Source organism: Brevefilum fermentans, from assembly GCF_900184705.1.
Taxonomy (GTDB): domain Bacteria; phylum Chloroflexota; class Anaerolineae; order Anaerolineales; family Anaerolineaceae; genus Brevifilum; species Brevifilum fermentans.
In genome coordinates, this window is record NZ_LT859958.1 from 732,373 (window position 1) to 757,277 (window position 24,905).

Annotated in this window: 26 protein-coding genes; 13 read left to right on the forward strand and 13 right to left on the reverse strand. The window is 49.6% G+C overall.

Annotated elements, in window-relative coordinates:
* Positions 1 to 26: 26 nt before the first annotated feature.
* The 5 genes from mutM to CFX1CAM_RS03310 all read right to left on the reverse strand — a co-directional run bounded on the left by mutM (position 27) and on the right by CFX1CAM_RS03310 (position 2,823).
* On the reverse strand, positions 27 to 866 hold the full coding sequence (mutM, locus tag CFX1CAM_RS03290) for a DNA-formamidopyrimidine glycosylase (RefSeq protein WP_087861642.1): 840 nt from the start codon (positions 864 to 866) through the stop codon (positions 27 to 29).
* A 79-nt stretch (positions 867 to 945) separates the two neighbouring features.
* Positions 946 to 1,623 carry a metal-dependent transcriptional regulator gene (locus CFX1CAM_RS03295; RefSeq protein WP_087861643.1) on the reverse strand — a complete coding sequence of 226 codons (678 nt, stop codon included), beginning with the start codon at positions 1,621 to 1,623 and terminating at the stop codon, positions 946 to 948.
* Positions 1,624 to 1,670: 47 nt separating this feature from the next.
* Positions 1,671 to 1,892, reverse strand: a complete 222-nt coding sequence (locus CFX1CAM_RS03300; RefSeq protein ID WP_087861644.1) for a hypothetical protein — start codon at positions 1,890 to 1,892, stop codon at positions 1,671 to 1,673.
* Between the two features lie 125 nt (positions 1,893 to 2,017).
* Positions 2,018 to 2,392 (reverse strand): SHOCT-like domain-containing protein, encoded by a 375-nt coding sequence (locus CFX1CAM_RS03305; RefSeq protein ID WP_157891669.1) that lies wholly within the window; start codon positions 2,390 to 2,392, stop codon positions 2,018 to 2,020.
* A gap of 26 nt (positions 2,393 to 2,418) precedes the next feature.
* Complete coding sequence (locus CFX1CAM_RS03310; RefSeq protein ID WP_087861646.1) at positions 2,419 to 2,823, reverse strand: DUF2089 domain-containing protein; 405 nt, start codon at positions 2,821 to 2,823, stop codon at positions 2,419 to 2,421.
* Between the two features lie 415 nt (positions 2,824 to 3,238).
* On the opposite strand from CFX1CAM_RS03310, the gene CFX1CAM_RS03315 reads away from it, so the two are divergent.
* The 4 genes from CFX1CAM_RS03315 to yjjX all read left to right on the forward strand — a co-directional run bounded on the left by CFX1CAM_RS03315 (position 3,239) and on the right by yjjX (position 7,024).
* Positions 3,239 to 3,670: an OsmC family protein gene (locus CFX1CAM_RS03315; RefSeq protein WP_157891670.1), complete on the forward strand. Its 432-nt coding sequence runs from the start codon at positions 3,239 to 3,241 to the stop codon at positions 3,668 to 3,670.
* 137 nt (positions 3,671 to 3,807) lie between these two features.
* Positions 3,808 to 5,355: a glutamate formimidoyltransferase gene (ftcD, locus tag CFX1CAM_RS11300; protein WP_157891671.1), complete on the forward strand. Its 1,548-nt coding sequence runs from the start codon at positions 3,808 to 3,810 to the stop codon at positions 5,353 to 5,355.
* 9 nt (positions 5,356 to 5,364) lie between these two features.
* The gene (locus tag CFX1CAM_RS03325; RefSeq protein WP_087861648.1) at positions 5,365 to 6,396 is read left to right on the forward strand and encodes a M23 family metallopeptidase; all 1,032 of its coding nucleotides are present in this window, start codon (positions 5,365 to 5,367) and stop codon (positions 6,394 to 6,396) included.
* Between the two features lie 97 nt (positions 6,397 to 6,493).
* The gene (gene yjjX, locus CFX1CAM_RS03330) at positions 6,494 to 7,024 is read left to right on the forward strand and encodes an inosine/xanthosine triphosphatase (protein WP_197687154.1); all 531 of its coding nucleotides are present in this window, start codon (positions 6,494 to 6,496) and stop codon (positions 7,022 to 7,024) included.
* Positions 7,025 to 7,059: 35 nt separating this feature from the next.
* Here yjjX and CFX1CAM_RS03335 read toward each other — a convergent pair whose 3' ends face one another.
* Both CFX1CAM_RS03335 and CFX1CAM_RS03340 read right to left on the reverse strand, forming a co-directional pair.
* Positions 7,060 to 8,193, reverse strand: coding sequence for a CapA family protein (locus tag CFX1CAM_RS03335; protein ID WP_087861649.1), 1,134 nt, complete (start codon positions 8,191 to 8,193; stop codon positions 7,060 to 7,062).
* A gap of 109 nt (positions 8,194 to 8,302) precedes the next feature.
* Complete coding sequence (locus tag CFX1CAM_RS03340) at positions 8,303 to 8,695, reverse strand: ComEA family DNA-binding protein (RefSeq protein ID WP_087861650.1); 393 nt, start codon at positions 8,693 to 8,695, stop codon at positions 8,303 to 8,305.
* Positions 8,696 to 8,911: 216 nt separating this feature from the next.
* Here CFX1CAM_RS03340 and CFX1CAM_RS03345 point away from each other — a divergent pair, with 216 nt between their 5' ends.
* The 8 genes from CFX1CAM_RS03345 to rplT all read left to right on the forward strand — a co-directional run bounded on the left by CFX1CAM_RS03345 (position 8,912) and on the right by rplT (position 14,902).
* Positions 8,912 to 9,355: a YcgN family cysteine cluster protein gene (locus CFX1CAM_RS03345; protein WP_087861651.1), complete on the forward strand. Its 444-nt coding sequence runs from the start codon at positions 8,912 to 8,914 to the stop codon at positions 9,353 to 9,355.
* 131 nt (positions 9,356 to 9,486) lie between these two features.
* Complete coding sequence (locus CFX1CAM_RS03350) at positions 9,487 to 9,840, forward strand: cyclic-di-AMP receptor (protein ID WP_157891672.1); 354 nt, start codon at positions 9,487 to 9,489, stop codon at positions 9,838 to 9,840.
* Positions 9,841 to 9,842: 2 nt separating this feature from the next.
* On the forward strand, positions 9,843 to 10,109 hold the full coding sequence (locus CFX1CAM_RS03355; protein ID WP_087861653.1) for a cyclic-di-AMP receptor: 267 nt from the start codon (positions 9,843 to 9,845) through the stop codon (positions 10,107 to 10,109).
* Positions 10,110 to 10,236: 127 nt separating this feature from the next.
* On the forward strand, positions 10,237 to 10,905 hold the full coding sequence (locus CFX1CAM_RS03360; RefSeq protein ID WP_087861654.1) for a DUF4013 domain-containing protein: 669 nt from the start codon (positions 10,237 to 10,239) through the stop codon (positions 10,903 to 10,905).
* A 982-nt stretch (positions 10,906 to 11,887) separates the two neighbouring features.
* Positions 11,888 to 13,375 carry a M4 family metallopeptidase gene (locus CFX1CAM_RS03365; RefSeq protein ID WP_162287647.1) on the forward strand — a complete coding sequence of 496 codons (1,488 nt, stop codon included), beginning with the start codon at positions 11,888 to 11,890 and terminating at the stop codon, positions 13,373 to 13,375.
* Between the two features lie 247 nt (positions 13,376 to 13,622).
* On the forward strand, positions 13,623 to 14,114 hold the full coding sequence (gene infC, locus CFX1CAM_RS03370; RefSeq protein ID WP_269457045.1) for a translation initiation factor IF-3: 492 nt from the start codon (positions 13,623 to 13,625) through the stop codon (positions 14,112 to 14,114).
* Positions 14,115 to 14,218: 104 nt separating this feature from the next.
* The gene (locus CFX1CAM_RS03375) at positions 14,219 to 14,455 is read left to right on the forward strand and encodes a large ribosomal subunit protein bL35 (protein WP_087861657.1); all 237 of its coding nucleotides are present in this window, start codon (positions 14,219 to 14,221) and stop codon (positions 14,453 to 14,455) included.
* A 99-nt stretch (positions 14,456 to 14,554) separates the two neighbouring features.
* On the forward strand, positions 14,555 to 14,902 hold the full coding sequence (gene rplT / locus CFX1CAM_RS03380; RefSeq protein ID WP_087861658.1) for a 50S ribosomal protein L20: 348 nt from the start codon (positions 14,555 to 14,557) through the stop codon (positions 14,900 to 14,902).
* 162 nt (positions 14,903 to 15,064) lie between these two features.
* Here rplT and CFX1CAM_RS03385 read toward each other — a convergent pair whose 3' ends face one another.
* On the reverse strand, positions 15,065 to 18,661 hold the full coding sequence (locus tag CFX1CAM_RS03385; RefSeq protein WP_162287648.1) for a flippase activity-associated protein Agl23: 3,597 nt from the start codon (positions 18,659 to 18,661) through the stop codon (positions 15,065 to 15,067).
* A gap of 83 nt (positions 18,662 to 18,744) precedes the next feature.
* On the opposite strand from CFX1CAM_RS03385, the gene CFX1CAM_RS03390 reads away from it, so the two are divergent.
* Positions 18,745 to 19,767: an NBR1-Ig-like domain-containing protein gene (locus CFX1CAM_RS03390; protein ID WP_087861660.1), complete on the forward strand. Its 1,023-nt coding sequence runs from the start codon at positions 18,745 to 18,747 to the stop codon at positions 19,765 to 19,767.
* 58 nt (positions 19,768 to 19,825) lie between these two features.
* Here CFX1CAM_RS03390 and CFX1CAM_RS03395 read toward each other — a convergent pair whose 3' ends face one another.
* The 5 genes from CFX1CAM_RS03395 to CFX1CAM_RS03415 all read right to left on the reverse strand — a co-directional run bounded on the left by CFX1CAM_RS03395 (position 19,826) and on the right by CFX1CAM_RS03415 (position 24,892).
* Positions 19,826 to 20,050 carry a hypothetical protein gene (locus CFX1CAM_RS03395; RefSeq protein ID WP_087861661.1) on the reverse strand — a complete coding sequence of 75 codons (225 nt, stop codon included), beginning with the start codon at positions 20,048 to 20,050 and terminating at the stop codon, positions 19,826 to 19,828.
* A gap of 361 nt (positions 20,051 to 20,411) precedes the next feature.
* Positions 20,412 to 21,068 carry an ethanolamine utilization microcompartment protein EutL gene (gene eutL / locus CFX1CAM_RS03400; protein ID WP_087861662.1) on the reverse strand — a complete coding sequence of 219 codons (657 nt, stop codon included), beginning with the start codon at positions 21,066 to 21,068 and terminating at the stop codon, positions 20,412 to 20,414.
* Positions 21,069 to 21,129: 61 nt separating this feature from the next.
* Entirely contained in the window at positions 21,130 to 22,041 is a 912-nt protein-coding gene (eutC, locus tag CFX1CAM_RS03405; RefSeq protein ID WP_087861663.1) for an ethanolamine ammonia-lyase subunit EutC, read from the reverse strand.
* A gap of 9 nt (positions 22,042 to 22,050) precedes the next feature.
* Positions 22,051 to 23,418, reverse strand: coding sequence for an ethanolamine ammonia-lyase subunit EutB (locus tag CFX1CAM_RS03410; RefSeq protein ID WP_087861664.1), 1,368 nt, complete (start codon positions 23,416 to 23,418; stop codon positions 22,051 to 22,053).
* Between the two features lie 25 nt (positions 23,419 to 23,443).
* Entirely contained in the window at positions 23,444 to 24,892 is a 1,449-nt protein-coding gene (locus CFX1CAM_RS03415; RefSeq protein ID WP_087861665.1) for an ethanolamine ammonia-lyase reactivating factor EutA, read from the reverse strand.
* Between the last annotated feature and the right edge of the window lie 13 nt (positions 24,893 to 24,905).

The following is a 24,905-nucleotide window of genomic DNA, read 5'->3' on the forward strand; positions in this document are numbered from 1 at the left end:
TGCCTTGTTTTATGACTGGATACCCATCAGGCGATTTGCTGGCATTTTGGACAAAAATGAGTTCCCCGTTGACCGACCACGATCTTCTCAATCGGTGTACCGCAATTCGGACAGGGCTCGCCGGTTTGTCCGTAAACGTTGAAGTCGTTTTGAAATTCGCCGCCGCGGTAGAACCAGTCCAGGCTGGCGCCGAAGCTGTGGATGCCATGCTGCAGTACCGACTGGATGGCCTGGTGCAGAGCATCGGCTTCAGCGACCGACAGGGAATTTGATTTGCGTAAGGGGTGGATGCGGGCACGGAATAAGGCTTCGTCGGTGTAAATGTTGCCCATGCCAGCGATAAAGGTTTGGTCCATCAGCAGGGGTTTGATAGAGCGAGTACGAGCTTGAAGCATTGCGTATAGCTGTTGACCCGTAAAGGCAGGATCCAAAGGCTCGGGACCAAGGTGCTGAAATACTTCTTGTGGATTTTCGACATACCACAGGCGTCCAAATTTGCGAATTTCGCTGAACACCAGGCGGTATGAAGATAAGAAGTTGATCAAAACCCGGTCGTAGGGACCTGGGAGGGCAGGTTGACCATCTGGTGCCAGGCGGGCATCGATGCGCATATCGCCGCTCATTCGCAGGTGGCCAATCAGGTGTCCATCGCTCAGAGGAAAATGGAGGAATTTACCCCGTCGGCGTGCGGCAATGATTGTCTTACCCGACAGAGACTGTTTAAATTTGTCAGGGCTTGGCGCAGCAATGATTTTTGGCCAGGTAATTTCGACCGACTGAATGGTTTGGTCAATCACGCCTGGATCGCCAGGCGTTCCATTCCGGAGCCTGCGGATGATCGTTTCAACTTCTGGTAATTCTGGCATCGTGTGTTCTGATCCTCAATCGTTTTGTTAAAGTCTCAAGTTCGGGTTGTTCGCGTCTGCACGTCCGACAATATTCCGGTCAATCCGTCACCGAGAGTGCGATCTCTTTAGACAGACTGGGGCCAATGACCACTTTTTCGCCCGTTTCGACAACCTGGATGCGCAGAGTTTGATCGTGAGGGGCACATGAGAGCAATTTTATGTGGAAGCCAGGGATGATGCCGGATTTTTCCAGGTATTCTAAAATCTGTGGATCTTCATGGGGAACACGCAGGATCAAAGCGGTTTCTCCAACCTCAAGCCCACTTAGAAGGATATGCTCTTGCTGCGGGATCGCCAGGTTGGAATCCGGTATCGGGTCTCCGTGGGGGCTGAACTTCGGGTAGCCCAGGGCAGCATCAATACGGCTTTCAAGTAAGGGAGACACGACATGTTCAAGGATTTCGGCTTCCTGATGGGCTTCGTGCCAGCCGTAGCCCAGGGTCTCTATCAGGTAAAGTTCGACCAAAAGGTGGCGGCGGATGATCTTCAGGGCTGCAACCCGGCCGGATTGGGTCAAATGCACCCCCTGATACTTCTGGTAGATGACATACGGGGGTTCGATTTTAGCGAGTTTTTGTAGCATGTTGGTGACCGATGCAGCTGAAATCCCCAATTTCTCAGCCAGCTTATTGGTGCTTGCTTTGACCCCACTGGCGGTGAGTTCGTAGATGTGCTTGAGATAATCCTGGATGTTGGTACTTAATGTCTCGGGCATGGTTACCTCACTGACAAGATAAAAAATTTAGCACAGGCTAAATTAGCTTAGCACACAAAAATCAAACCGTCAATTCTTGCCATAAGGAGGATTTTCATCCGGGTTCTGATGGTCAGGACGGTTGTTGAGAGCGTCGTTTCAGACAGGTGCCAGACAAAGGCAAAGCCCGTCGGGTGACTGCCAAGGGTTGAAAATGCCTGTCCAAATCCGGTCGTGAAGAAACGGCACAGCCATTCGCTGTGATTAAGCTGCAGGCTGTTCTCGGACAACTACAATTTTCAATAAAAATTGGTAATCAAAATGGATTGCTAGCGGGTGCGCCCATGTGCTCTTGGTCAGGCGTGAGGAAAAACCGCCTCAGCCTGAGTGCTTCAAAAAGTTGTTCACCCGGGCATTACTCCAGGAAGACCTCGACGTGCTCACCGTCCTCCTCATCGAAGATATCGACGATCTGACCAATTTCGCCTGAATTTAGCCAGGCATTCAGGTCTTCCATATCGAGCCCTTCGATTTCGGGGGCAAAGCGGGCGCCCATGCGCACCCCGGAGTTGATCAATGAGACGGGTAAACGCACATTGACCCTGGTTTTGCCTGTATCGGTATCGGTGACCATCACCCTGAGGTAGCGGGGCTTTTTGCCGCTTTCAAAGCCTCGTGAGGGTTGCGGCCCTGGCGAGGTGGGCGCGCTGAGATCATCTAGGGCTTCAATCAGGCGGGCGCCTTCTGCAGCAGAGATCTTTCCCTCCTGGATCATCATCAGGATTCGCATTCTTTCTTCTGTTGAGACCATTGTTTTCAACCTTTCTTTGATTCGACTTCCAGGCCTTGCAGGAGCTGCTGTGCTTGCAGCGGAGTGATTTTGCCGCGCTCAAGATCGTCAAGGATGCGGCGGCGATCCTCCGGAGACAGGCTGGGCTCATCATCTTTTCCGGGTTCGTAACCCAAAGCACGAATAATATCATAAAGCCGGTTGCGTAAGGTAGGGTAAGACAGGTTCAGTTCCTCTTCCATGCGGTTGAACCGGCCTTCACAACGCACAAAAGTCAGGATGAAATTGATCTGCTCTTCGGTCAGGTCAGCAAAGGGACCGGCATATGGCTGGAAGTGACCCTCTACGGCAGTGTCGCAGCGAGGACAGTAAAACCGGGTTACCAGGATATCCGATTTGCAGAGTGGGCATTGCTCTGGCATTTTTTGCATGTAAACCTCCTTATCCTTCCAAAGGACCTTGCGGTTTGTTTATATTTGATGTTATAATTGCATGACTTCAAGCAAGCCGTGTCAGAGTGGATTCCTCTGCAGGCAGACTTGAATAACGTCAATGTTTATTTAAACCTGTTTTTACCCTCTATTTTATCACATCAATAAATATTGTCAATGCCAATATTGATATTTTTGATAATTGATCAAGAATCAATGAATAAAACTGATAATACAATCATGAATATTGATAAATGCGATAAATTAATTGTGAATCATCTGAGCGATTAGGGTTGCACGGTAGATCACTTTTTCGGACGTGAAAAATCTTGCATGGCGACATTAATCTTAGCCCGAGCGGATATAATCAATTGGTGAAAAAATGATTGGTTTAATAATCGAAACAGGAGAAAAAATGGTAAAAACAGAAAAAACACAATCAACCTGGCAGGGTGGTATGCGTGTGGATAACCAGGTGGGTCATCACACCCTGGTTATCGATCAACCCGTTCAAATGGGCGGAAAGGACGCAGGTCCCAACCCCGTGGCTTATTTATTGGTCGCCCTGGGCGGTTGTCTGAGCACCATGGCTGCCATTGTGGCCATGCAAGAACGTATTGAGCTGCGTGGTTTCTCGGTTGAGATCGAAGGTGATTATGATACGGACTTTTTATTGGGAAAAACCCAGGAAGGACGCGCAGGATTTATCGAAATTCGGGAAAAAGTGATCATCGACGCTGACCTGACCGACGAGGAGAAAAAATCCTTTTTTGAAAAGTTGCATTCTCGCTGCCCGGTGACCGATACCATTCTCAATCAAACGTCGATCAAATACGAGGTTCATTAGCGTAAACGGTATCATCTGCCAGACCTTGCCGTTCGGGACAGCGTAATGCGCTTCTGAACAGGATCTGTCTCTTGTTTCGCGCGCAGACGAACCGATTGGCTTTGGTATAATGAAAAAAAGTCTTGAGAGGAGCGAACATGTCCAAACCGATTGTTGAGTGTATCCCGAACTTCTCCGAAGCGCGGCGTCCGGAAGTGATCGACGCGATACTTGATGCGATTAACTCGGTAGAGGGGATCAGCATCCTGGACCGTCATTCAGATCTGGATCACAACCGGACAGTGGTCACCTTTGTGGGGCCTCCGGAAAGCGTTGAAGAGGCGGCGTTTCTGGCGATTGCCAAAGCGAGCGAATTGATTGACCTGGATCAACACCAGGGCGAGCATCCCCGGATTGGCGCCACTGATGTCGTCCCCTTTATTCCGATTTCCGGGATAACCATGGCAGAATGTGTTGAGATGGCGCGTCGCCTGGGTCAACGCGTTGGTGAAACGTTGGAGATCCCGGTTTACTTGTATGAGGAGGCTGCCACTCAGCCCGAGCGGGTCAATCTTGAGAATATTCGCCGAGGACAATATGAAACACTCAAACAAGAGCTTGGCGTTGTTCCCGCTCGCGATCCCGATTTTGGACCCTCCAGGCTGACGGGCGCCGGCGCGACAGTGATCGGAGCCAGGCATCCGCTGATCGCCTTCAACGTTTACCTGACCACCGACGATGTTTCCATTGCTAACAAAATCGCCCGGACCATCCGGCATTCAACAGGTGGATTGCGCTATGTGAAAGGCATGGGGGTTGTGGTTGAAGGCATGGCACAGGTCTCGATGAACCTGACCAACTTTAAACGCACTTCGATGGCTACTGTGGTTGAAATGATCCGCAGAGAGGCGCAACGCTACGGTGTCGCCATCCACCATTCAGAGTTGGTAGGGTTGGTGCCCAACCAGGCATTGGTTGATGCTGCCGTCTGGTATTTGCAAATGGACCAATTTTCACCAGAGCAAATTTTAGAAAACAAATTGTTCACGGGTGCTGCGCCTTCAGATGAAACCCCCGCCGAGAGAAAAGATGAAGACTTTTTGGATGCGCTCGCTTCCGGCAATACTACGCCGGGCGGCGGCTCAGCGGCAGCATTCAGCGGGGCTATGGCTGCTTCGCTGGTGGCGATGGTGGGTCTGGTGACCATTGGCAAGAAGAAATATGCCGATGTCGAGGCGGAGATGCAGCAAATGGTTGAAGAAGCCATGCAACTCCAGGCGGAGATGCGAGCAGCCGTCAAAAAAGATGCTGAATCCTTTGAACTGTATTTGAAAGCTTTGCGCCTTCCCAAGGGCACAGAGCATGAGAAGGCGGAACGTGACAGGGCGATTAACGCAGCATCGATCTATGCGGCAACGGTGCCTTTACATGTTGGGCGGAAAGCGCTTGAAATCTTGAAATTGGCATGCAAGGCGGCTGAGTTAGGCAATCTAAACGCAATTTCCGATGCCGCCTCCGCTGCTGCACAGGCTCAGGCTGCCCTGGAAGCAGCCGGGTTGAATGTGCGCATCAATTTGTTGGGCATCGAAAAACAAGCCGAGCCTGCTCGAATGCTGGAAGAGATTGCCTCTCTCGAGGAACAGGCAGCTGAGTTGAAAGCGGCGCTGAAGGTTGTGCTTAACCTTCGCGGCGGACTGAACCTGTAGTAAACCCTGATGCCCAAATCAATCTCACTGGCGTTTATTGGCATCCTGGTAATAATTGCTGCCTGCCAGCCTGTACGATCGCAGGTTGAGCAGACGTTGTCACCTCTGCCAACACCGACCGATCGCGTAACCGAAATACCGAATGAAACCTCTGTGGATGTTGAGTTCAGCGTGGAGAAACCAACACCCCAGGCAACAATGCCTGCAGCGACGAAAGAACCGGAATCAGAAAACGATCAATGGGCTTGTGAGGAGGATTTTTGCCTTGTGGACTGGCCTGGCTGGCTGGAACGTCCAATTGGCGAGGGGGCTACACGGACCATTGACCGATCTTATCCCTATGGCAGCAGGGGAGACGGGAGTTTGGACCTGCATTACGGAGTGGAGTTTCTAAACAGTTACGGTACGCCCGTGCTGGCTGCGCAGGCAGGAGAAGTCGTTTTTGCAGGAACGGATGATACCATCAAGTTGGGACCGTTTTATGCGTATTATGGCAATACCATCGTGGTGCTGCATCCAGGTTTAGCGGGGATTGACCGGGAGGTTTACACATTATATGCACATCTATCAGAGATTGGCGTTGCTGAAGGTGACACGGTTGCTGCAGGAGATGAAATCGGCAGGGTTGGTGCCAGCGGGGCAGCCTATGGCCCGCATTTGCATTTTGAGGTGCGGGTTGGCGCGAATGATTACACCGACGCGGTCAACCCCGTGCTGTGGTTTGCACCGCTGGATGATCATGACCATCCAAAAACAGCAACTCTCGCTGGCGTGATTCTGGATCGGGGCGGCACCCCGCTGCCCAAGTTCTCCCTCACCCTGGAGAAGCGGTCGCTAACCGGTGAGGTTGAAAACTATTATTATCCGAAGACCTATTTTCCAACGGGCTTGAACGCTCACTTCTTGCTTGATGAGAACTTTGCAGTTCCGGATATCCCGGCAGGAGAATACCGCCTGGCATTCATCGCAGAGCGCATGTATGAGTACTATTTCTCGCTTGAACCTGGTTGTATGGGGTTTATTAAAATCCAGCTTGACTGACACGCAGATGATTGAGCAATATGGTGCGTTGATCGGTACAGTGAGTACTTATCCTGGCAAGCAAAAGCGTTTTCCAGGTGGAGGGGAATGTTGATCCATGATGAAGAAGATCGTAATTGCTTCGCATAACCCAGTTAAAATTGAAGCAGTACAGGCTGGTTTCAGCCGCATGTTCCCTGGCGAGGATTACGGGGTTGAATCGATTTCAGTGGATTCAGGCGTTGGGCATCAGCCGCTTTCAGAGCAGTTGGCTCGCGAAGGGGCGGAGAACAGGGCCAGGCAAGCCAGGCTGGCAATCCCTGAGGGCGATTTTTGGGTCGGCGTGGAAGGGGGATGCGAATTACAAGGAGATGAAATGATCTCGTTTGCCTGGGTGGTGGTGCTTTCAGGGGAGCGAGTTGGCAGCTCACGCACGGCTCACTTCAAACTACCAGCGGAGGTAAAAAACCTGGTGGAAGCAGGCATGGAGCTGGGCGATGCCGACGATGTGGTCTTCGGGATTGAAAACTCAAAGCAGAAATCCGGCGCCGTCGGTTTGTTGACCGGTGACGTTGTTACCCGCAAGACGCTGTATGAACAGGCGGTGATTCTGGCGTTAATTCCATTCAAACAACCCGAATTATATTAAAAAACGATGCTAAAACCGGAACGGGCGAGGAATGTTCACGGTTCAATGTGATAGGGCATGATTTGGGGGACGCCGGTGAGTTGAACGATGACATCGATCAGTTCGTAGGATTCAACGCCCTGGGGCGTAAGTTCCACAACCAGGATGGCGCTGTAATTGGGTGGAAAGAGAAAATTGTCAAAGACAAAATTTCCCATGCTGTAGGCGATCAGGCCATTCTGGTAAGTTTCAATGCGCTGGAGGACGTGAGGGTGGCTGCCAATGACCAGTGATGCGCCGCTGTCGATGGCCACTTGGGCAATTTTTTGCTGCTGGGCAGAGACTTGTTGAACGAGCTCGTATCCGTTGTGGACCAGGACAACCACGATATCTGCCTGGGCTTTTGCTGCCTGGACTGAATCGCGCACCCGTGTTTCATGCGCCCAGGCGACTCCCGGGGTATCAGCTCCAGCCTCCCATTTCGGATAATCATAATCGGTGGGAAATACATCCACAAACCCCAGGAAAGCGATCCGCAGACCGTTGACATCAATGAAAGCAGGCGCGTAAGCCTCGTCTGCGTTGACGCCCGCACCAACCGCCTGGATTTGGTTGGCAGCCAAAACTTCCAGGGTATCGATCAACGCCAGGGGTCCGTAATCCAGGCTGTGATTGTTGGCAAGGTTGACCAGGTTGAAACCGGCAAAAGCCAGGGATTCTGCGGCAGCAAGAGGCGCCCGATAGGCATAAGTCTTCGGCTCAGCCTGGCCGCGCTCGGATATCGGGCATTCCAGGTTGCCCACGGTGATGTCGGCTGAGTGTAGGGTTTCCGCAGTGTCGAGAAAAGGTGCCTGGGGACCTTCGGTTTCAATTAATTCACCAATGGTCCTACCCAGCATGATGTCACCAACCGCCATGAGGATCACGCGTTGCTCAGGCGTGGCGCTGGGTTGTACGGTCGCTGAAGCAACCCGAGTTACGCTGTGCAAGGTGGGTACCGTGGTGGAGACCAGAGTAGGGCTCAGCGTTTCGGTTGGTGAGGGACTCACAATTGCCTGGGATGTGTTTGTTAAAGTGGGCGCAATTGTCACTGAAACAGGTTCAGCCTGCGACGTTTGGCAGGCAGCCAAAAGCAGGATGAGGACAAGCATCACCAATAAGGGACGGATAAACAGCTTAACCATTGGCATGGTAGGTGGGTTCGATGCCCCTTGAATGGGACTCGTTATGGTGTCTGAACAGGTCTGACTCCAGGTGGTAGGATGACAGGGTTGGCTCAGTCGTGTGTTGGTGATCCCGTTACCGCCGAGAGCGACGGAGTAAAAGGATGACCAATCCGAGGATGAAACCGCCAAAGATGATCAGCAGTGCATCCTGGCGCAGGTTATGATCCTCAAGGAATAGAAAAGCCTCGGTCTCACCGAGTTCGGATGCGGGTGCGACCGCCTCAGGTTGCGAGGCTGTTTTTCGTGGCGTTACCCGGGGCTTCTTTTCGCTAACGGTGACGAATGGCGCTATGCTCAGAAATTTAATATGGTTGATCCCGGACACGCGTTCTAAATCTTCGATTTTTTCATAAGGTCGTTGTTCGATGATGCGCGCAGCCAGCACAGGCCCAATGCCGTGGATGGTGGTCAGTTCCTGCAGGGTCGCCAGATTGATATCGATTAAATTCTCATGGGGTTGTGTCATAACCTTCTCCTGTTTGCGGTGTATCAGGGTTTGATCCTATTAATAATGAACAGTTTTTTACCAGTTTCTTTAGTATAACTTGATAATGCGCTAATGACAATTCTGGCAGCACCAGATCTTAAAAAAGGTTTGCTTGACGGCTGGTTTTATTATAAAATAGATCAAGGTCTTGTGGTGCGCTGAAGATCGAGATATTTTTTACAGTTGTGTGTGGAGATGATGGCTGAAGCATTCTGGCAGGTTAAAACGCTTGATACACTGACCCATGAAGAATGGGAAGCCTTATGCGACCGGTGCGGCAAGTGTTGTTTGCACAAGATTGAAGATGAGGGCAGCAGACGGGTGTATTATACCGATGTGGCTTGCCGCCTGTTGAATTTAGCAACCTGTCAGTGTTCAGATTATGAACACCGCACACAAAAAGTGCCGGATTGCCTGCTTCTGACTGCAGAGCGGGTGAGTGAAATTTACTGGCTGCCCGAATCGTGCGCTTATCGCCGCCTGGCGGAAGGACGCGGCCTGGCATGGTGGCATCCTTTGGTTTCTGGAAATCCAGATTCGGTCGAGAAGGCTGGAATTTCTGTGTGTGACCGGGTGATCCGGGAAGAAGAAGCAGATATGGACGCGCTAGAAGACCGGGTTGTTGATTGGTTTGATTGAGAAGACTGTTTACAATTGCAGCACGCAGTGTGCTGCATGAGCACTTGTGAAAAATTAAAATATTAATTCTTATGGTATACTGGAAGTATCCTGGCGTGGTGCATCTTGGAATTTAATTTAAGGAAATGGCAATGCAGGAGAAGGTGAAGTCACAGTTGAAAATTAACCATATGCTGATTGTGGTGGTTCAGGGACAGGATGCAGATCTGGCAATCGATTCGCTGGTCGATGGCGGGTTCACCGTCACGCGCTTGCCAAGTGTCGGTGGGTTTCTGGGACGCAAAAATGCCACCTTGATGGTGGGTATGCCTGCTGATCAGAAGGATACAGCGATTGAAATTCTGAATAAAAATTGCAGGCAGCGGGTTACTTTTCTTACTGTGCCTATGGAAAATTCGCCTCTTCCGATGCTGGCGCCAACACCTGTGACTATTGGAGGTGCCAGTATCTTTTCTCTTGAAGTTGAGCATTACGAGGAATTTTAACAATGAAACTGATAATTGCGATTGTTAAAGATGAGGATAACGACGCCGTCTCTACTGGGCTGACTGAATTGGGATTTAGGGTGACCTTTATTGCGTCAACAGGTGGATTTTTGCGTAGCGGACGTAGTACGCTTCTCATCGGCGTGGAGGACGACCAAGTCGAGACCGCATTGCTTGTCATACGAGAAAATTGTATAAAAGCACCCCAAGAAAAAGAGAAACGAGCAACAATATTTGTTTTAAAGGTCGATCAATTCACACAATTATAAGATGCTCAATGACATACTGGCGTTGAATTGAACCGTGATAGAACGCATTTTTAATCACGGATGGACTTGCAAAAATCTGCGATTATCTGATAGAATATAATCTAATTACAATGAATAGGAGAAAAAAATGAACTTAGGTTTAGCTTTCAGTTATGTTTTTAAAGACAAGGAATGGTTCAAAAAGATCCTCATGCCCGCACTTTGCATGTTGATTCCAGTTGTCGGTCAATTTGTTGTTATCGGTTGGGGTTTAAAAATCACCAAACGCGTTATTGATGGCTATGAGGAGGATGCTTTACCAAATTTGGAATTTGGAGCTGATTTGAAGAATGGCTTCTTGGCAGCTGTGATTCAAACCATTTACTTTATCCCCATTGGCATCATCGGCGGTATAGCGGGTGGCATGCTGAGCTTTGGCATGTCCGATGAAGGCGCATTGTACACCATTTTGATGATCCTTGGTGGATGTATTGGCTTAGTAGGCTTGTTGCTGGCCATCTTGATTGCTTTTTTGTCTGTTGCAGGTGTAGCAAATTTTGTCGCTAAAGGCCAATTTGGTGCTGCATTCAAAATCAAAGAGGTCTTTGGTCTGGTGAAAAAAGCGTTTGTGTCCTGGTTGCTTTATATTATCATTCAAAGCCTTGTTATGAGCATCATCGCACCTTTAGGCGCAATTGCTTGCTTTGTGGGCGTATTTTTAACAGCGATCTTTTCTAATGCGGTCAATAGTCACCTGCTTGGACAGGTATACAATAAAGCAACCACCCCCGCACTGGAGAGTGTTGAAGTCCTGTAATTGATAAATTTTGCGCCCAGCTTGGAACTGTTGTTGTTCAAATCGGCTTTGTTTTTCACAAAGTAAGCTGATTTAAACCTTTCGTTCCACTACAATTAACAATCGCCACAACCTCAATTTCCGATTGGGGTTGTGGTGTTTTTTTTCACCCACACAATTGGGCAAGAAAATGAATTGGGTTAAGAATAAGATAAATTTCTTGTTATAATCATTTTGAACCGTATTGTTGCATTTCTGGACATCGGGAAGAGGAATAAACAGCAGTAACTTCGCAAGAAAAGTATAAACCAAGATTTGTTGGCGAATAATCTGAATGTTTGGTTTACACAGGATGATGAAATTCTTTACAAACGTTCGATAACAAGAATTTGGTTAATCAAACTTATGATGGCGCACTTTACTGCCACCATATTGAGGTGACTTTCGAAACACTGAAAAAGAAAATCAATTTAATGGAGACGAGGTCATGAGAAACGATAACCCCTACCATTATCAAAGCAGCGCAACCCAAAAAACGCAAAAAGCACCCAAAAAACGTAAGCCAGGTTGCCTGGTCTTCCTGCTGGTGATTCTTATCTTGGTTGGGTTGGGTTATGTATTTCTAACTTTGAAGCCGAGTGGGGCTCGCCAGGGAAAGTCGGTTACAGGACCGTGGATTTATGGAGAGCTTTCGGATGAGCAGCATATTGCCATCGAGCAGCTTAGCAAACAATCAGCGCGCAACCTGGACTTGCAGGAAAAAGGTGGAACAATTCGGGCCTTGTTGCTGAATGTGGATATGGGTTATGCAAATGATCCTGAGCGGCAGGTTCAGGCGTTCATGCAGGAATACCAGAATCTTTACCAGATTAATGATTTTAGCAAAGAATTTCGCCTGACCGATTATCAAATCGACGATGACAACTCTGTTGTTCTCAAATATTCTCAGTGGGTCGATTCAATACCGGTATACAGCAGTCAATTGCTGGTAGATTTGGACCGATTGGGAAACATCAGGCTGGTAAGCGGTGGGTATTTGCCGGAAAAGGATTTGTATTACGACCCAAACATCACATATAGCAAAACTGAAATTAAAAACGTGCTTAATGATCAGGGTTATGCTGTTATTTCTAGTGATGAGAGCATTGAGCTGGTTCTTTACAATGCTATCGTTCTGGGTCATGAAAAAGGCGAGACCACTCTCGCCTGGACGATGGAAGTTGTTTTTGAAGGTGAACCCTTTCACGCGGTTGTGAGTGCGAAAACGGCTGAAGTATTTATTTTGGCCCGAGAAATAATATTTTATAATTATAATTTATATGATGCTGAAAAATATCCTATTCTGAATCTAAAAGGAGAGTCAGAAGAAATAGTGGATGAATGTCACATTTTTTGGCAGTGGATAAAACCAATCTACGCGTTAAATGAGAAATACGAAACTGACTATGTCAATAAAATAAATTATTTAATCACAATTATCGATAGAACGCTTTCTATATATGAAAACCATCTTGGGTGGAAGGGATATAACAACCATGACCATCATTTCGAAGTTTTAATTAACGTAGATGCTGGAAGCCCTTTTCATTGGTATCGTTGTGTGAGTGTGCTCATAGGTTTTAATGATGATGCTTCAATTTATTCAGCTGAAGATATTTTTCCCCATGAATTTCAACATGCGGTGACGAGTCAAAGGGTTATATTAGAACAATCAGCCGAAACAGCAGAAGCAGGGGCTCTTAACGAAGCTTATTCTGACATTTTTACAGCGCTTATCGATACAGAAAACCCCTGGCAACTTACGCAAGGCCAGGTATTAATCAGAGACATGGAAAATCCAAGCAAGGTAAAGGGTCACCCATCTCATTATAAAGATTTTCGTAAGCCAACCAAAAAAAATGATTTCTGTCACGAAAATAGCACCATCATTTCACATGCGGCTTACCTGATCGCAGAGGGCGGCAAAAAACAGGGTATACATGTTGATGGCTTGGGCATTGGCGATATGACGAAAATTTTCTTCAATAGCCAGAATCATTTACGTGTTAATGCCAATTTCTTTCAAGCCCGGGCAGCAGTAATTACTGCATGCGAATATTATTATCCTGATGACACCGCTCGCTGTGATTCTGTGCACAACGCCTTTGCAATTGTTGGTATTGGCGACCCGGTGCCTCAACCCTCGCTGTGGGATGAGGTGATTGAGATTCTCAACTCGCTTCAAGATTCAATTGTTGATGCCAGGGTCAAATTGATGTTAGACCTGTTTAAGAAACTTACAGAATTGAACATCCAGATCGACGATTTCTTTCTTAGGATGGAACAGGACCTGGTTAACTTAATGGTAGAACTGGCATTAAAAATGGCAACGGCTTTCCTGGAGAGCTTGTTTTCCTCAATTTTCGATCAGGTTTGCGGTTCATATTTGTTTGCGCTTGTTCTTCCAGGAACAGCGTTCTTTTTGATAAGAAAGTATTCTTCGAGAATCTAGTATTGAACTCGAACAGGGATGACAGGTTAATCAAGGCTGTGGGATGGTTCTAACAATCAAAGACTGTTCGGTAAAAAGCAATTTTTAGCATCCAACGTCAATATTGGTTTTAAAAAACCAGTTGACGATTCTGTGAAAAATATGGTAAGATAAAGCTCATTCCCTATCAGGGAATCAGGCTTGGATTAAAAAATTCAATCGTATCAGAAGGAGAGCGAACGCTATAAGTAGCAAAGACGACTATCGTATTAATAAAGAAATTCGTGCTGCACAAGTGCGCTTAATCGATCAGGATGGTAAAAACATTGGTGTGGTCAGTTTACACGATGCGTTGATCCGGGCTGAGCAAGCCGAGTTGGACCTGGTCGAAGTCGCCCCAAACGCCGACCCACCCGTTGCCAGGATCATGAATTTTGGCAAATTCCTGTATGAGAAAGAAAGGAAAGAACGGGAAGCACGAAAAGCACAAACCAAGATCGAGATTAAAGAGATCCGTTTGCGCCCCAAGACGACAGATCACCATAAAAGCTTTAAAGTGCGCGATGCGCGCCGGTGGCTTTTAGATGGGATGAAAGTTCGAGTGACCATTCGCTTTAGAGGACGTGAAATCACGTACCCGGAGATCGCCCTGGAAGACCTGCGAGAGATTGCTGAAGAATTAGCTGATGTTTCCATTGTCGAACAGGCGCCCAGGCTGGAAGGGCGATCGATGTTTATGATGCTCGCCCCGGGCAAATAGCCTCCGCGATTGTCATTTTTTAAATAAAAGGATACGATTACCAGCGGTGAATCCCTACGGGTCTGCACGCCTGCCCCGTAGGATTTTCATGAAAGGAGAGTTAAATGCCACGGAAACCACGCGAGGGCAAGTACAAAATGAAGACCCACAAGGCAACCTCGAAACGGTTCAGGACGACCGGGTCGGGCGCGATTTTGCGAACCAAAATCGGAAAAGGCCACCTTCGTCGTCGGACCCCGGCTCGCACCAAGCTTTTGTTTGAGCGCATGCTGCCGGTAAAGTCTAAAGGCACGCAAAAGAAGGTTCGTCGACTGGCGCCCTATTTGGGCAAAAAGAAGTAAACTATTTTGTAATCATTTTTTTAGTTGCGGCTGCTGGGTGTTTGCAACAGGTGAGTGAAAACGATCACCGACGCCCAGGGGTTCGCAGAGGAGAGTCATATGGCACGTGTAAGAGGTGGACCGCAGGGTTACCGAAGACATAAAAAAATTCTAAAGCTCACCAAGGGATACTACGGTACCAAGAGCAAACTGTTTCGTCGAGCCAATGAGCAATACCTGAAAAGCCAGTGGTATGCTTATCGCGATCGGCGCAATCGCAAACGTGATCTGCGCAAGCTGTGGATCACACGCATCAATGCGGCTGCCCGTTTGAATGGGACCACCTACAGCAAACTGGTCCACGGTTTACGGCAAAACCAGATCAACCTGAACCGCAAAATACTGGCTGACCTGGCGGTACGTGAACCAGAAGTTTTTGCTCAGATCGTCAACAAAGCGATCAGCTAAAGTAAAAACTTATAAAAACACATGAAAAAGGCTGCCAAAAAGGCAGCCTTTTTGTATTTATGATCTGTAGCGGAAATCCAATTTTCTTAATTTGGTTCAGGGGCGATTAAGACGAAGGTTTTCAGTCAGGGAATCATCGCCCTCGGGATCAGCAAGCAGAGCTTATTCTTGAGGTTGAAGCGGCGCTTGTGCGGATGGTTCATTAATCGGAAAACGCATCAAGCGGTTATTGCGCGCATCGGAAACCCAGATATTGCCCAACTGGTCGGCAGCCAAACCGCCTACGATGCCAATTTCATCAAGTCCACTGCCAACACCTCCCCAGGCGTATAAAAACTCGCCGAATTGATTGAACACCAGCACCCGTCCAAGCATTGGATCGGCGACATAAACAGTGCTGTTTTCGTCAATGGTCAAGAATGGCTTATTGTCGAGGGATTCGCCATACCAGCCGTTGATGTCCCAGGCGATGTGATTGGGGAAGACGAGGGGGTCACTACCGGGGAGCATGATCTGGATGCGTTTGTTCCAGGTATCGGCAACGAACAGGCGACCGGAATCATCAACTTCAACCCCAACGGGTTCATCAAATTGCCCCACGCCCAGCCCGGCGCCGCCAAAAACAGCCAGATTCACGCCATGACTGTCGAAGATGACGATGCGTTTATTGCCGGTGTCAGTGATGAAAACACGCCCCTGGCGGTCTACAGCCACACCACGCGGCCCCCAGAAATGATAAGGCGTTTCGGCAGCGCCAAACTTCCCCCACATGGTGATGAATTTGCCGTCAGCAGAAAATTTCTGAATGCGGTGATTCCAGGTATCTGCCACATAGACCGATCCATCCGGTCCGACGGCCAATCCCCAGGGCTCATTGAAAAAACCTTCAGGCGCGATCTGGTTTGCACCAAAATCAGAAGCGGCATAGGCGCCAAAGGCGTTCAGGTATTGACCCTGTGCGTCAAAATGAAGGATGCGGTGATTGCGAGAATCGGCAACATAGAAGCTGCCATCGGGTGCAAAGGCGATATCACGGGGCGCATCCAGGCTGAATTGTGCATCAGCGTAGATAACCCGGTCGGCTTCGAAGTTAAGGGTGGCCGCTTCGTAGGGGTCTATTGCTGGTTCGATGACCATTGGAGCTGCGCCGTACTCCCAGAGCTTGGAGGCGATATCCTTGCGCAGGTACATGCGGAAGGAATCGGAAGGTTGCCAGTTTTCAAGGGTCAGGGTATTCGTATAGGTTAACTTGGCATAGGGTTCGTAATTGCGGTTATACCAGATTTCCCATAACGCGGATCGCATGTTCGGATCTTTGAGTGCATCCCACACGCGCTGAAAAGTGAGGTTAAAATACGCCTGTGAGGGCCACCACAAGCGAGTGTGGTCAAAGCGGATATAGTCATCGCCCACCACCGGTTCGATCAGGCCAAAGTTGCCGCTCCCGGCCAGGATGATGGGTGCATCGCGCAAATCACGGGTGGGGTTATCTGAAAACCAGCGTTTGTTGGGATAATCACGAAAATACCACCAGTAGGGATAAAGCATGTCGTTATCATAGGCGACCACGATGTCCTTGCCGCCCGTCAGGCGGAAACTGATTTCTTCGACTTGCTCAAGAACATCTTTGGGGTCGCGCGCGGAGTGAGCGTACACCAGAAATTCTTTGGCGGTGTCATACAGGATGAAGTTAGCACGGAATGCCGTTCGCGCGGTGACAAAGGAGAGGACAGCCACAAACAGGATCAGGGCTAATCTTCCAATCTGAGCGACCTGCCAACCGCGCAGAAAGAACCACAAGGCTGCCCCGCTGGCAAACACACAAGCCAAAGCCAGCAGGAAGTTGGCGGTATCTTCTAATTGCGCCAATTCCCTGCCCTGGAAGGGAGGTAAGGGGCTGAATGCCAGGCTGATTGTGCGAAAGAGAGCCAGTAAGAACAGGGACCCGAGCAGAACCACAATCCAGCCGCGCTGGCGCTTGAACTCTAACCCATTGAGGGATTCAACCAGGCGTCCCAGACTCCAACCGCTGGCGAGGATCATCGGCATGGTGATGTGAGAAGTAAGCCAGGGCATGCGTTCGCCAGCAAAGCTGAAGGTGATCAGGCTCATCACCGACCAGAAGAGCAACAGGGCCAGAACAGGGGTGCGACGCGGTTCGCCTTCGTTGTCGACGATGCGCCGGGAAAGAGACAGCTTGAAATCACCGATGTTCTCTTCTTGAGTTTTAACCGCGTCATCATCAGCGCTCTGGGATGAGGTGAACTCGCTCAAATTGGTGTTTTCCACATCCGAAACCTCTTCCGGATCGTTATTGGCGGTGCTTTGCTCAGGTTTGAGCCTGCGTGAAAGCAAGCGAAAGCCCAACACAGCCGCCAGCAGGGTGCCGAAAGCCGGCAGGAATTCATAGATAGGAATTTGGATCAGGGCGTAATAATACAGAGGTTGGGTACCCCGGACCACACCTTGTTGAGCCAGCCAGTAGCCCAGCGCTCCCATCAAGCCCATGTACAGACCAAGGCCCTGGGTGAAGAGCGAAGTATAGAAGATGGTGAAGATGCTCCAGAAAATGGCGATATTTACCGCCCAAACTTTCCAGTTCCACCAAATGCCAATTCCCAGGGCAATCAACGCCAGCGGAATCAGAAAGTACAGCGAAGAGGTCATCCCCCCCATACTGTAATCGAGGGGGTTGAAGCCCAGGATGTCCATGGGCAGCGCAGCCAGGAGAGGCAGCACGATGGTGCCCTGCATGATCAACAGGTCAAAAGAGCGTTCATCCCTGACCCCGTGCCATCCGATGCCCTTGATCAAAAAATAAGCTGCGGAAACCAGGCCGACCAGCAATCCCAGACCCAACCCACCGATGATAAGGCGTGTGGATGTCTCCAGGTCGCCCAGTGAAATACCCACGCTGTCATCCGGTACCGTTGCTGAGCCGTGCGTTAGGGCGTTGTAACCCACGGCAAACAAAGCCAGGCCGAACATCAGGGTGATGCCAACAACAGCTAAAAAGATGGTGCGGGTTTGTTTAGACTGCCAGGGTTTGGTCATCAACTGCACTGTGAAAACAAGTGCCAGGAAGATCAGCAGCTCGGCTGTAAAAATATATGCCGTAGCTTTGTCTGTAAAATGGAGTGCGGTGATGACTGTGATGAATAAAAGGGTGCGCTTTTGACCTGATTCTAAATAGCGGAGAACGCCCCACAACAGCGCCATACCCCAAAAGACGATGTAAATTTCATTGCGGGTATAGCGACTGTAATAGGAGATAAATGGCGAAATCATAAACATGAACCCTGAAATCAATGCTCCCACCCTGCCCAGGTATTTTTTAAAGGCAAACAGGGCAAAGGCGACCACCCCGATGCCGAACAGGGCATTGGGGACCCGGGCGGAGAAATCGTTGGCTCCAAATAGGGTATAGGAGAGCGTAATCAGGTGAAATTGCAGGGGACCATGGGTCACCGGGTCGTAGCGGTAACCACCGCCCTGGTAGAAGGTATACGCTGGCACCACATGGTTGACCTCATCATGGCTCATAACCCGTGCACCCAGGATGGCAAACCGGCTGACCGCGGTGATGAGCAAAATTACGCCGAGGATCAGGTGGTAAACGGTGAATTGAGGCCAAATTGAGAAAACTGGTCGATCCAGCCAGGAATTGAGGGTTTTGTTCTGATTCATGACGCGTTTTTCCGTGTTGATTGTGATCAGGTTGTGCAGGTCTAATTTTAGCTCATTTTTTGAACTATACATGATAAGTCTGCGCCTGACAAGGGATCCGCATCCGTAAATCATGGGCTCTTTCAAAACCTCAAGTTAAGGTAAAATCATGATTAATGAAAACAAGATTGTTCTGGCTTGGTGTTCTGGTCATTTTTTTAACTTCTTGTGGGAAAAGTGAAGCGCCGTTAAGTTTGGCGACTCTGGATGACACGCGCCTGAATGAAACTGCGGTCAGCCTGGTGACCCTGGATTTTGCGCAGACCCAAACAGCGATACCCACAGAAACGCCGACGCCCACCCAGACTTCTACGCCGATTCCCACTTTGGTGCGCACACGACCGCCCATCCAAACCCCCACCAGCGTACTGCCCTGCAACCTGGCTGAAGCGGGTCTGCCAATCGACATTACGATCCCGGACGACACCAAGATGGGGCCAGGAACGCATTTTTCTAAAACCTGGCGGTTGAAAAATGTTGGTTCCTGTACCTGGACGCGATTGTATGCGCTGACTTTTTTCTCGGGCAACAGCTTAAGCGCACAATACACGCATTACCTGCTTCAGCCGGTTGAACCGGGCGAAACCGTTGACCTGACCGTCGATATGATCGCTCCTGAGCAGGTTGGGGTTTACCAGAGCAACTGGATGTTGCGCGATCCTGATGACGCGCTATTTGGAATTGGTCCGCATGGCGATGCACCCTTTTGGGTACGGATTGAGGTCGTTCAGGTGGCGACTGAAACCCCGCATCCGACGCCTTCTCTGACCGTGACACCCCCAGTTTATATTACGGGTGAGGCATTGTTAGCCGACAGCGATAAAATCGACCTTGATAAGGCTATCCTGAACCCCGCTGATGACGATCTGGCTGACCTCCAGTACCATTATGGAGGAACACCTGCTCACCTGTTGACGCCCCTGAATGGCATGGAATGGGCTGCTTACGGTGATTTTGAACCCGGACTGGCTCAATGTTCTGCGGCAGCAATTAATAACAACACCATTGGTTTTTCTACAGTACCCGTGGGGACGTATTTTTGCTATCGGACTTCGGAGGGGCTTTGGGGATGGTTGCGCATTGAATGGTTTGCCGATGAAAAATTGATGATCAGTTTCCTGACCTGGGCAGTTCACTGAACTCCGGTTTGGTTGAAGAATGATTAAATCGCCCTTGCCTTGCAGGGGCTTTTTTTAATCAGAACAGGCTGCGAAAGATGAGCATAAAGCCGAAAATGATCAATGGAATGCCAAGGATTGCGCCGACGATCGTTAAGGTTAATGTCACTCCGGCAATCATCAACACCAGCCCTAAAATAGCGCCGATCAGGCGTCCGGTGGCTTCGATGATCCAAACGACCAATCGCCAGGTGAACCAGAAAGGGAAGAACAGCCAGTGTACACGGTTTTTCTTTTCTGCCATATTGACCTCCTCAATTATTATACGGCATAGAAAGCAATAAGTTTTAACTCGAAGTCTTTAAATCCAAACAAAAAAGTTGTCTGTAGAAACGCACCTCTTTGATCATTTTTCACCAAAGACTTAAAAAGCAGAACGGTCCGGATATCGCACATTTTATTGAGTGATCAAATCAGGAAGGCCCTGAAAAAACCTGGAATACGCAAAAAAAGTAACCGGGATTTGAACCAGAACAGGGACGATGGCGCTATTTATCAACCAGTCAAACAATTCGTCGACTTGATCCATTGTTTAAACACAAGAAAGATAATCAGGTAAAAAAAACTGCAGGTAAGTTGGCATATAGGGTCAGGCAGAATACGGATCAGTAGCTGAGTGGTGAAGCCGCCAGGTCGAGGACGGCTTCTTGAAAAGCCTGGCAGGCAGCCTGGCAGGCGCTCTGAGTTCCTGTCAGCAGGGCACCGGAAAAGTTGGTTTCAGAAGGGGGTTTGAACCACACACAAAGCCTGACATCGGCTCGTTTTAACGCCGCGTCGATGGCAAAGGTCGCCTCGATGGGGGGCGCAATGAGATAGGCTAAAGGGTCTCCTTCGGGCACCTGAGCCAGCCCGCTGAGGTATGAGCCAGTACGAGAGATCAGATGGGCAAAAAAAGCCAGTGAACCATCTTCATTTGCTGAATAAAAGTGGGCTTGGGTTTGAGCATATTCGATGCAAGCCAACAAGCCAGCACGAGCTTCCGCCGGATTAGGCCCAGCCAGGATGCCGATGATTTCTCCTGAGAGTGGCCCCGATGGGTAACCAGAACCGGCGTAGAAGCTGGCGGCATAGACAACATCAACATCGGCTTTTTTCGTTGCTTCGTCCAAAGAGACGTATAATGAATCGTCAATGTCGCAGGTGATCAATGCCAGGCTTTTTTGATCCGGTCGCAGGTTCAGCTCTCTGGCAAATTCGGGGTGAACATTAGGGATCAATCTTGCGGCAAGTATGCGGGGGATGATTGGATCAAGAAGGGCCATGTTAATCTCTCTTTATCAATGCTTGTGCATATCTATCCAAAAAAATGGTGTTTACAGGAGCCTATTCAGCTGTGGCGGTTTTTTCCTTCAAACTCACACCGCTGGCCTGGAACTTATGCGTCTTTTTAATCATTTCAACCACGAAAGCGCCGGCTTCCAGCGTGTTGGTACCGCCGTTCATGGTGATCATGCAAATTACATCACGATCTGCATCGGTTTTGCCGTGTGCCGGCTGCCAGCCCATATAGGCACTCATGGCATCAGAAATTCCCAAGCCGGGACGTTCTCCGATGAGAATGACCACCACATCTGCTCTGATGATCTCGTTCAGGTCGTTGATCACGCCCACGCGTGCATGTTTGATGAAAAAGGACGTGCCAAGGCTGAGCCCGGCGCCCTGTAAACCCTCTTCGATGACCGGGAAAATCAAAGGCAGGTTGTTGTTGATTGCAGCCGCGCTGAGGCCATCGCCAACCACAATTTGGACCTGTGGATTCTTCACACAGCGTTCAGCAATGGTCTTTTTTGCGTCATCGCATAATATACGCCCCAGATCTGGACGCAGCAGGTACTCGGTCTGAGATTGAACCTGTGTTTGAACGGTGAATAAGTCGAACTGATTCAAGATGTCTTCATCGACGACGCCAAAAATTGCATCCTGGGTAACGGCATGATCAGCTTGGAACAGGAGCAGGGATTCAGTCTTTGGGCGTGGTCCAGCCCTGCCAACGCCCAGGCGGGCGTTTGTGGTTGAACAGAGATTGAGCAAGCCATCAGGGTCAAACGGGTTGACAACCCCAAGCTTCTGACGGTTTTCAGCCAGGCTTGGATCTGGCAAGTCGATACCAGGACTTTGACCTCCCTCAGGCTTGACAACTTCTACCTGGGGTGCGGATTCCTGAAGGCTACCCTTGCCTAACTCCGCCAGAACCTGTCTGATGATCGCTTCAATGTCCAAATTCTTTTGTTCCATTTGAAACTCCTATCGCCCCAGGAAGAAAGAGGCATCACCGGCTTTTTCTGTCAGGATGCCGTTTTTCATCAACCCCAGATTTTCCATCCAGGCTTCAAACTCCGGTATGGGACGCAAACCAAGCAGCTGTCGCAGGCTGGCTGTGTCATGATAACTGGTGCACTGATAGCTGAGCATGATATCATCACCCAGGGCAACGCCGATGAAGTAGCAGCAACCGGCAGAGGTCAGGAGCACTGCCAGATTTTCAATGTCGTTTTGTGTTGCCTTGGCGTGGTTGGTGTAGCAGGCATCGCATCCCATTGGGATACCCGTCAATTTGCCCATGAAGTGATCTTCTAACCCAGCACGAGTGATTTGCACGCTATCGTAAAGGTATTCTGGACCGATAAAGCCCACTACGGTATTAACAATGAAAGGCTGATAGCGTTTGGCTAATCCATAACAGCGCGCTTCCATGGTCAATTGATCGGTATCCTCGTGAGCATTGGCGGATAATTCCGTTCCCTGACCCGTTTCAAAATAAAAGTAATTGGGTCCGGTGCTGTTGCAGTATTGTTTTGCCAGTTCGTAGGCTTCATCCAGCATCCCAACGGAAATTCCAAAGCCCTGGTTTGCTTTCTCTGAACCTGCCAGGCTTTGGAACAGCATGGAAACCGGTGCGCCCCGTTTAAGCGCCTCCCTCTGCGTGGTGATGTGCGCCAGCACTGAGTTCTGGGTTGGGATTTCCCAGGCTGTGATCACATCATGGGTCAGTTCGAACAGGCGACTGACACTCGAAAGCGAATCGTCGGAAGGGTTGATCCCGATTACGCAATCGCCAGAGCCATAGGATAGCCCTTCGAAGATCGAGGCTTTGATCCCAGCCGGGGAGTCGGTGGGGTGGTTGGGCTGGTTGCGTGAAGAAAGCACTCCGGGCAACCCCATAGTGGTATTGCAATGGGCGGTCACTCTGATTTTTTTCGCAGCCAGCATCAGGTCAAGGTTTGACATCAGCTTAGCCACACCCGCCACCATCTCGGCAGTCAGGGCGTTGCTGACGCGCCGGATCATTTCGGAGGTGGTGGTATCTGACAGCAGCCATTCACGAAAATCGCCCAGCTTCCAGGATTTAATTTCGTTGTAAATCGTTTCATTGACACTGTCGTCGATTACCCGGGTGACCTCGTCCCGATCATAGGGAATCGATGGGTTTTGGCGCAAAGTTTCCAGCGTAACCTCGGCGAGGATATGTCTTGCAGCCATGCGTTCAACTGAGCTCTCGGCAGCGATCCCAGCCTGGCGATCGCCGGATTTTTCTTCGTTGGCTTTTGCCATCAATTCCTTGATGGTGGCAAATTCGTAGGTTTTTCCAAACAATTTCGTTCGTAAAAGCATAGCTGTCCTTTACCTCTCAAAGCACTCAATCATAAAAGATCAAGGTCTTTACAGAAAGCGGCACAATGCGACCATCAAGGATCGGCTCGCCGATATCGATAAAATCGCCTTCGCTCAAACCAATTTGATCCACACTGATCAGGGGGAGCTGCGGCGCCATGGAATTGATCGTCTGACCGAGAACCTGGGCATAATCCATTTCAGTCACGAGCACCAGAGGCATTCCAGGAGCAAGGGTTCCGTTGGAAAATTTAACCAAGCCTTCGGCGATTTGACGTAACCAGTGGTAATCGAGTTTTTGTGGTAGGGTGAGAGCGATAGCATACGTGGTCGATTCCAGGTTGATATCCCAGCGTTGGATGGCGGTCAGAATGGCTGCATTGACTTCTTCGGGCGAAGGTGGCGAATCCAGTGGAAGCTGGGGGCGAATCACAGGCAGGTTGCGCGCGGGAAGGATTTCAGCGCTCGTCCAAATTGTGCTGCCACTGAGGGTCACCGTCTGATTTGAAGCGCCAATCACCGTTGCACGCTTTGTTTGCGAAGGGGGCAAAACGGTATATCTGCGAAGCCTTTCATTTTCGCGCAAAGAGCGCGCAAACAGCAAACCGACATCATCATAAACGAGAGCATCGGCAAGATTGTTGATTGAATAATTCTGGTAATAAAGTGCGCCAACTCCGCCTGAAAAAAAGAGAATTTTTGACTTCTCTGCACCTTCTAAGGGCGGCGTGAGCTGAAGCCTGCTGCCCAAAGCCGACTGGGCGCCGGACGCCAGGTCTGCCACCAATTCAGCCATCAAATCCGTAAAGCTCTGCAGCGTATCAAGCTCAACTCGCTGACCCGCCACAATGGGCAAGCCAAGGGTGTCGATAATGATATGTGCGGAAGGCGCAATGTGCCTGACGATGCCCGATGATCGATCAACGATAAGTTGACGCCCGCCAACCGCCAGGGTGGAGGAGGAAAGATGTTCTCCAAGCCGGAAGATGGCTGCGTTGGCGGTGCCCCCGCCGATATCAATGTTGGTAACCTGAGCAAAGCGTTCCACAGAATAGGCTGCTGCCCCCGAGCCACGTCCAGCAATTTGAGCTTCCAGATTTGGACCTGCGACGGTCACCACGAAATCACCGGCAAGGGCAGCCATGGCTTGAAGAATTAAGTCAGCGTTTTCGGTGCGTGCAATCTCTCCGGTGATGATGACAGCACCGGTTTCAACTTGTTCAGGGTGGATATTCGCGTTGCGGTATTCACCGCTGATGATCGCGGTCAGCGAATCCACATCCACCAATGTCGGATTCAGAAGCGGGGTCAGGTGAATTTCGCTTTCAAACAGAGATGCCTTATCGACCACGTCAAAGCGAGGTACTCTTCCTGGGCGGGCGACATCTGCAATTTGAAGGCGCGAAAAAACCAGTTTGGTCGTTGTCGTGCCGACATCAATGCCGACACTGATCATTTCCCTTGCTGAAACCATTAATCCTGCATGT

Excerpts from the sequence above, each read along its gene's own strand:
- CFX1CAM_RS03295 (WP_087861643.1), bottom strand. The coding sequence starts at position 1,623 with ATGCCCGAGACATTAAGTACCAACATCCAGGATTATCTCAAGCACATC.
- CFX1CAM_RS03410 (WP_087861664.1), bottom strand. The coding sequence starts at position 23,418 with ATGCTTTTACGAACGAAATTGTTTGGAAAAACCTACGAATTTGCCACC.
- CFX1CAM_RS03350 (WP_157891672.1), top strand. The coding sequence starts at position 9,487 with ATGCAGGAGAAGGTGAAGTCACAGTTGAAAATTAACCATATGCTGATT.
- CFX1CAM_RS03385 (WP_162287648.1), bottom strand. The coding sequence starts at position 18,661 with ATGTATAGTTCAAAAAATGAGCTAAAATTAGACCTGCACAACCTGATC.
- CFX1CAM_RS03305 (WP_157891669.1), bottom strand. The coding sequence starts at position 2,392 with ATGCGAATCCTGATGATGATCCAGGAGGGAAAGATCTCTGCTGCAGAA.
- ftcD (WP_157891671.1), top strand. The coding sequence starts at position 3,808 with ATGTCCAAACCGATTGTTGAGTGTATCCCGAACTTCTCCGAAGCGCGG.
- CFX1CAM_RS03340 (WP_087861650.1), bottom strand. The coding sequence starts at position 8,695 with ATGACACAACCCCATGAGAATTTAATCGATATCAATCTGGCGACCCTG.
- CFX1CAM_RS03345 (WP_087861651.1), top strand. The coding sequence starts at position 8,912 with ATGATGGCTGAAGCATTCTGGCAGGTTAAAACGCTTGATACACTGACC.
- CFX1CAM_RS03395 (WP_087861661.1), bottom strand. The coding sequence starts at position 20,050 with ATGGCAGAAAAGAAAAACCGTGTACACTGGCTGTTCTTCCCTTTCTGG.
- mutM (WP_087861642.1), bottom strand. The coding sequence starts at position 866 with ATGCCAGAATTACCAGAAGTTGAAACGATCATCCGCAGGCTCCGGAAT.
- yjjX (WP_197687154.1), top strand. The coding sequence starts at position 6,494 with ATGATGAAGAAGATCGTAATTGCTTCGCATAACCCAGTTAAAATTGAA.
- CFX1CAM_RS03355 (WP_087861653.1), top strand. The coding sequence starts at position 9,843 with ATGAAACTGATAATTGCGATTGTTAAAGATGAGGATAACGACGCCGTC.
- CFX1CAM_RS03375 (WP_087861657.1), top strand. The coding sequence starts at position 14,219 with ATGCCACGGAAACCACGCGAGGGCAAGTACAAAATGAAGACCCACAAG.
- CFX1CAM_RS03315 (WP_157891670.1), top strand. The coding sequence starts at position 3,239 with ATGGTAAAAACAGAAAAAACACAATCAACCTGGCAGGGTGGTATGCGT.
- CFX1CAM_RS03310 (WP_087861646.1), bottom strand. The coding sequence starts at position 2,823 with ATGCAAAAAATGCCAGAGCAATGCCCACTCTGCAAATCGGATATCCTG.
- CFX1CAM_RS03325 (WP_087861648.1), top strand. The coding sequence starts at position 5,365 with ATGCCCAAATCAATCTCACTGGCGTTTATTGGCATCCTGGTAATAATT.
- eutL (WP_087861662.1), bottom strand. The coding sequence starts at position 21,068 with ATGGCCCTTCTTGATCCAATCATCCCCCGCATACTTGCCGCAAGATTG.
- eutC (WP_087861663.1), bottom strand. The coding sequence starts at position 22,041 with ATGGAACAAAAGAATTTGGACATTGAAGCGATCATCAGACAGGTTCTG.
- CFX1CAM_RS03335 (WP_087861649.1), bottom strand. The coding sequence starts at position 8,193 with ATGCCAATGGTTAAGCTGTTTATCCGTCCCTTATTGGTGATGCTTGTC.
- rplT (WP_087861658.1), top strand. The coding sequence starts at position 14,555 with ATGGCACGTGTAAGAGGTGGACCGCAGGGTTACCGAAGACATAAAAAA.
- CFX1CAM_RS03415 (WP_087861665.1), bottom strand. The coding sequence starts at position 24,892 with ATGGTTTCAGCAAGGGAAATGATCAGTGTCGGCATTGATGTCGGCACG.
- CFX1CAM_RS03390 (WP_087861660.1), top strand. The coding sequence starts at position 18,745 with ATGAAAACAAGATTGTTCTGGCTTGGTGTTCTGGTCATTTTTTTAACT.
- CFX1CAM_RS03360 (WP_087861654.1), top strand. The coding sequence starts at position 10,237 with ATGAACTTAGGTTTAGCTTTCAGTTATGTTTTTAAAGACAAGGAATGG.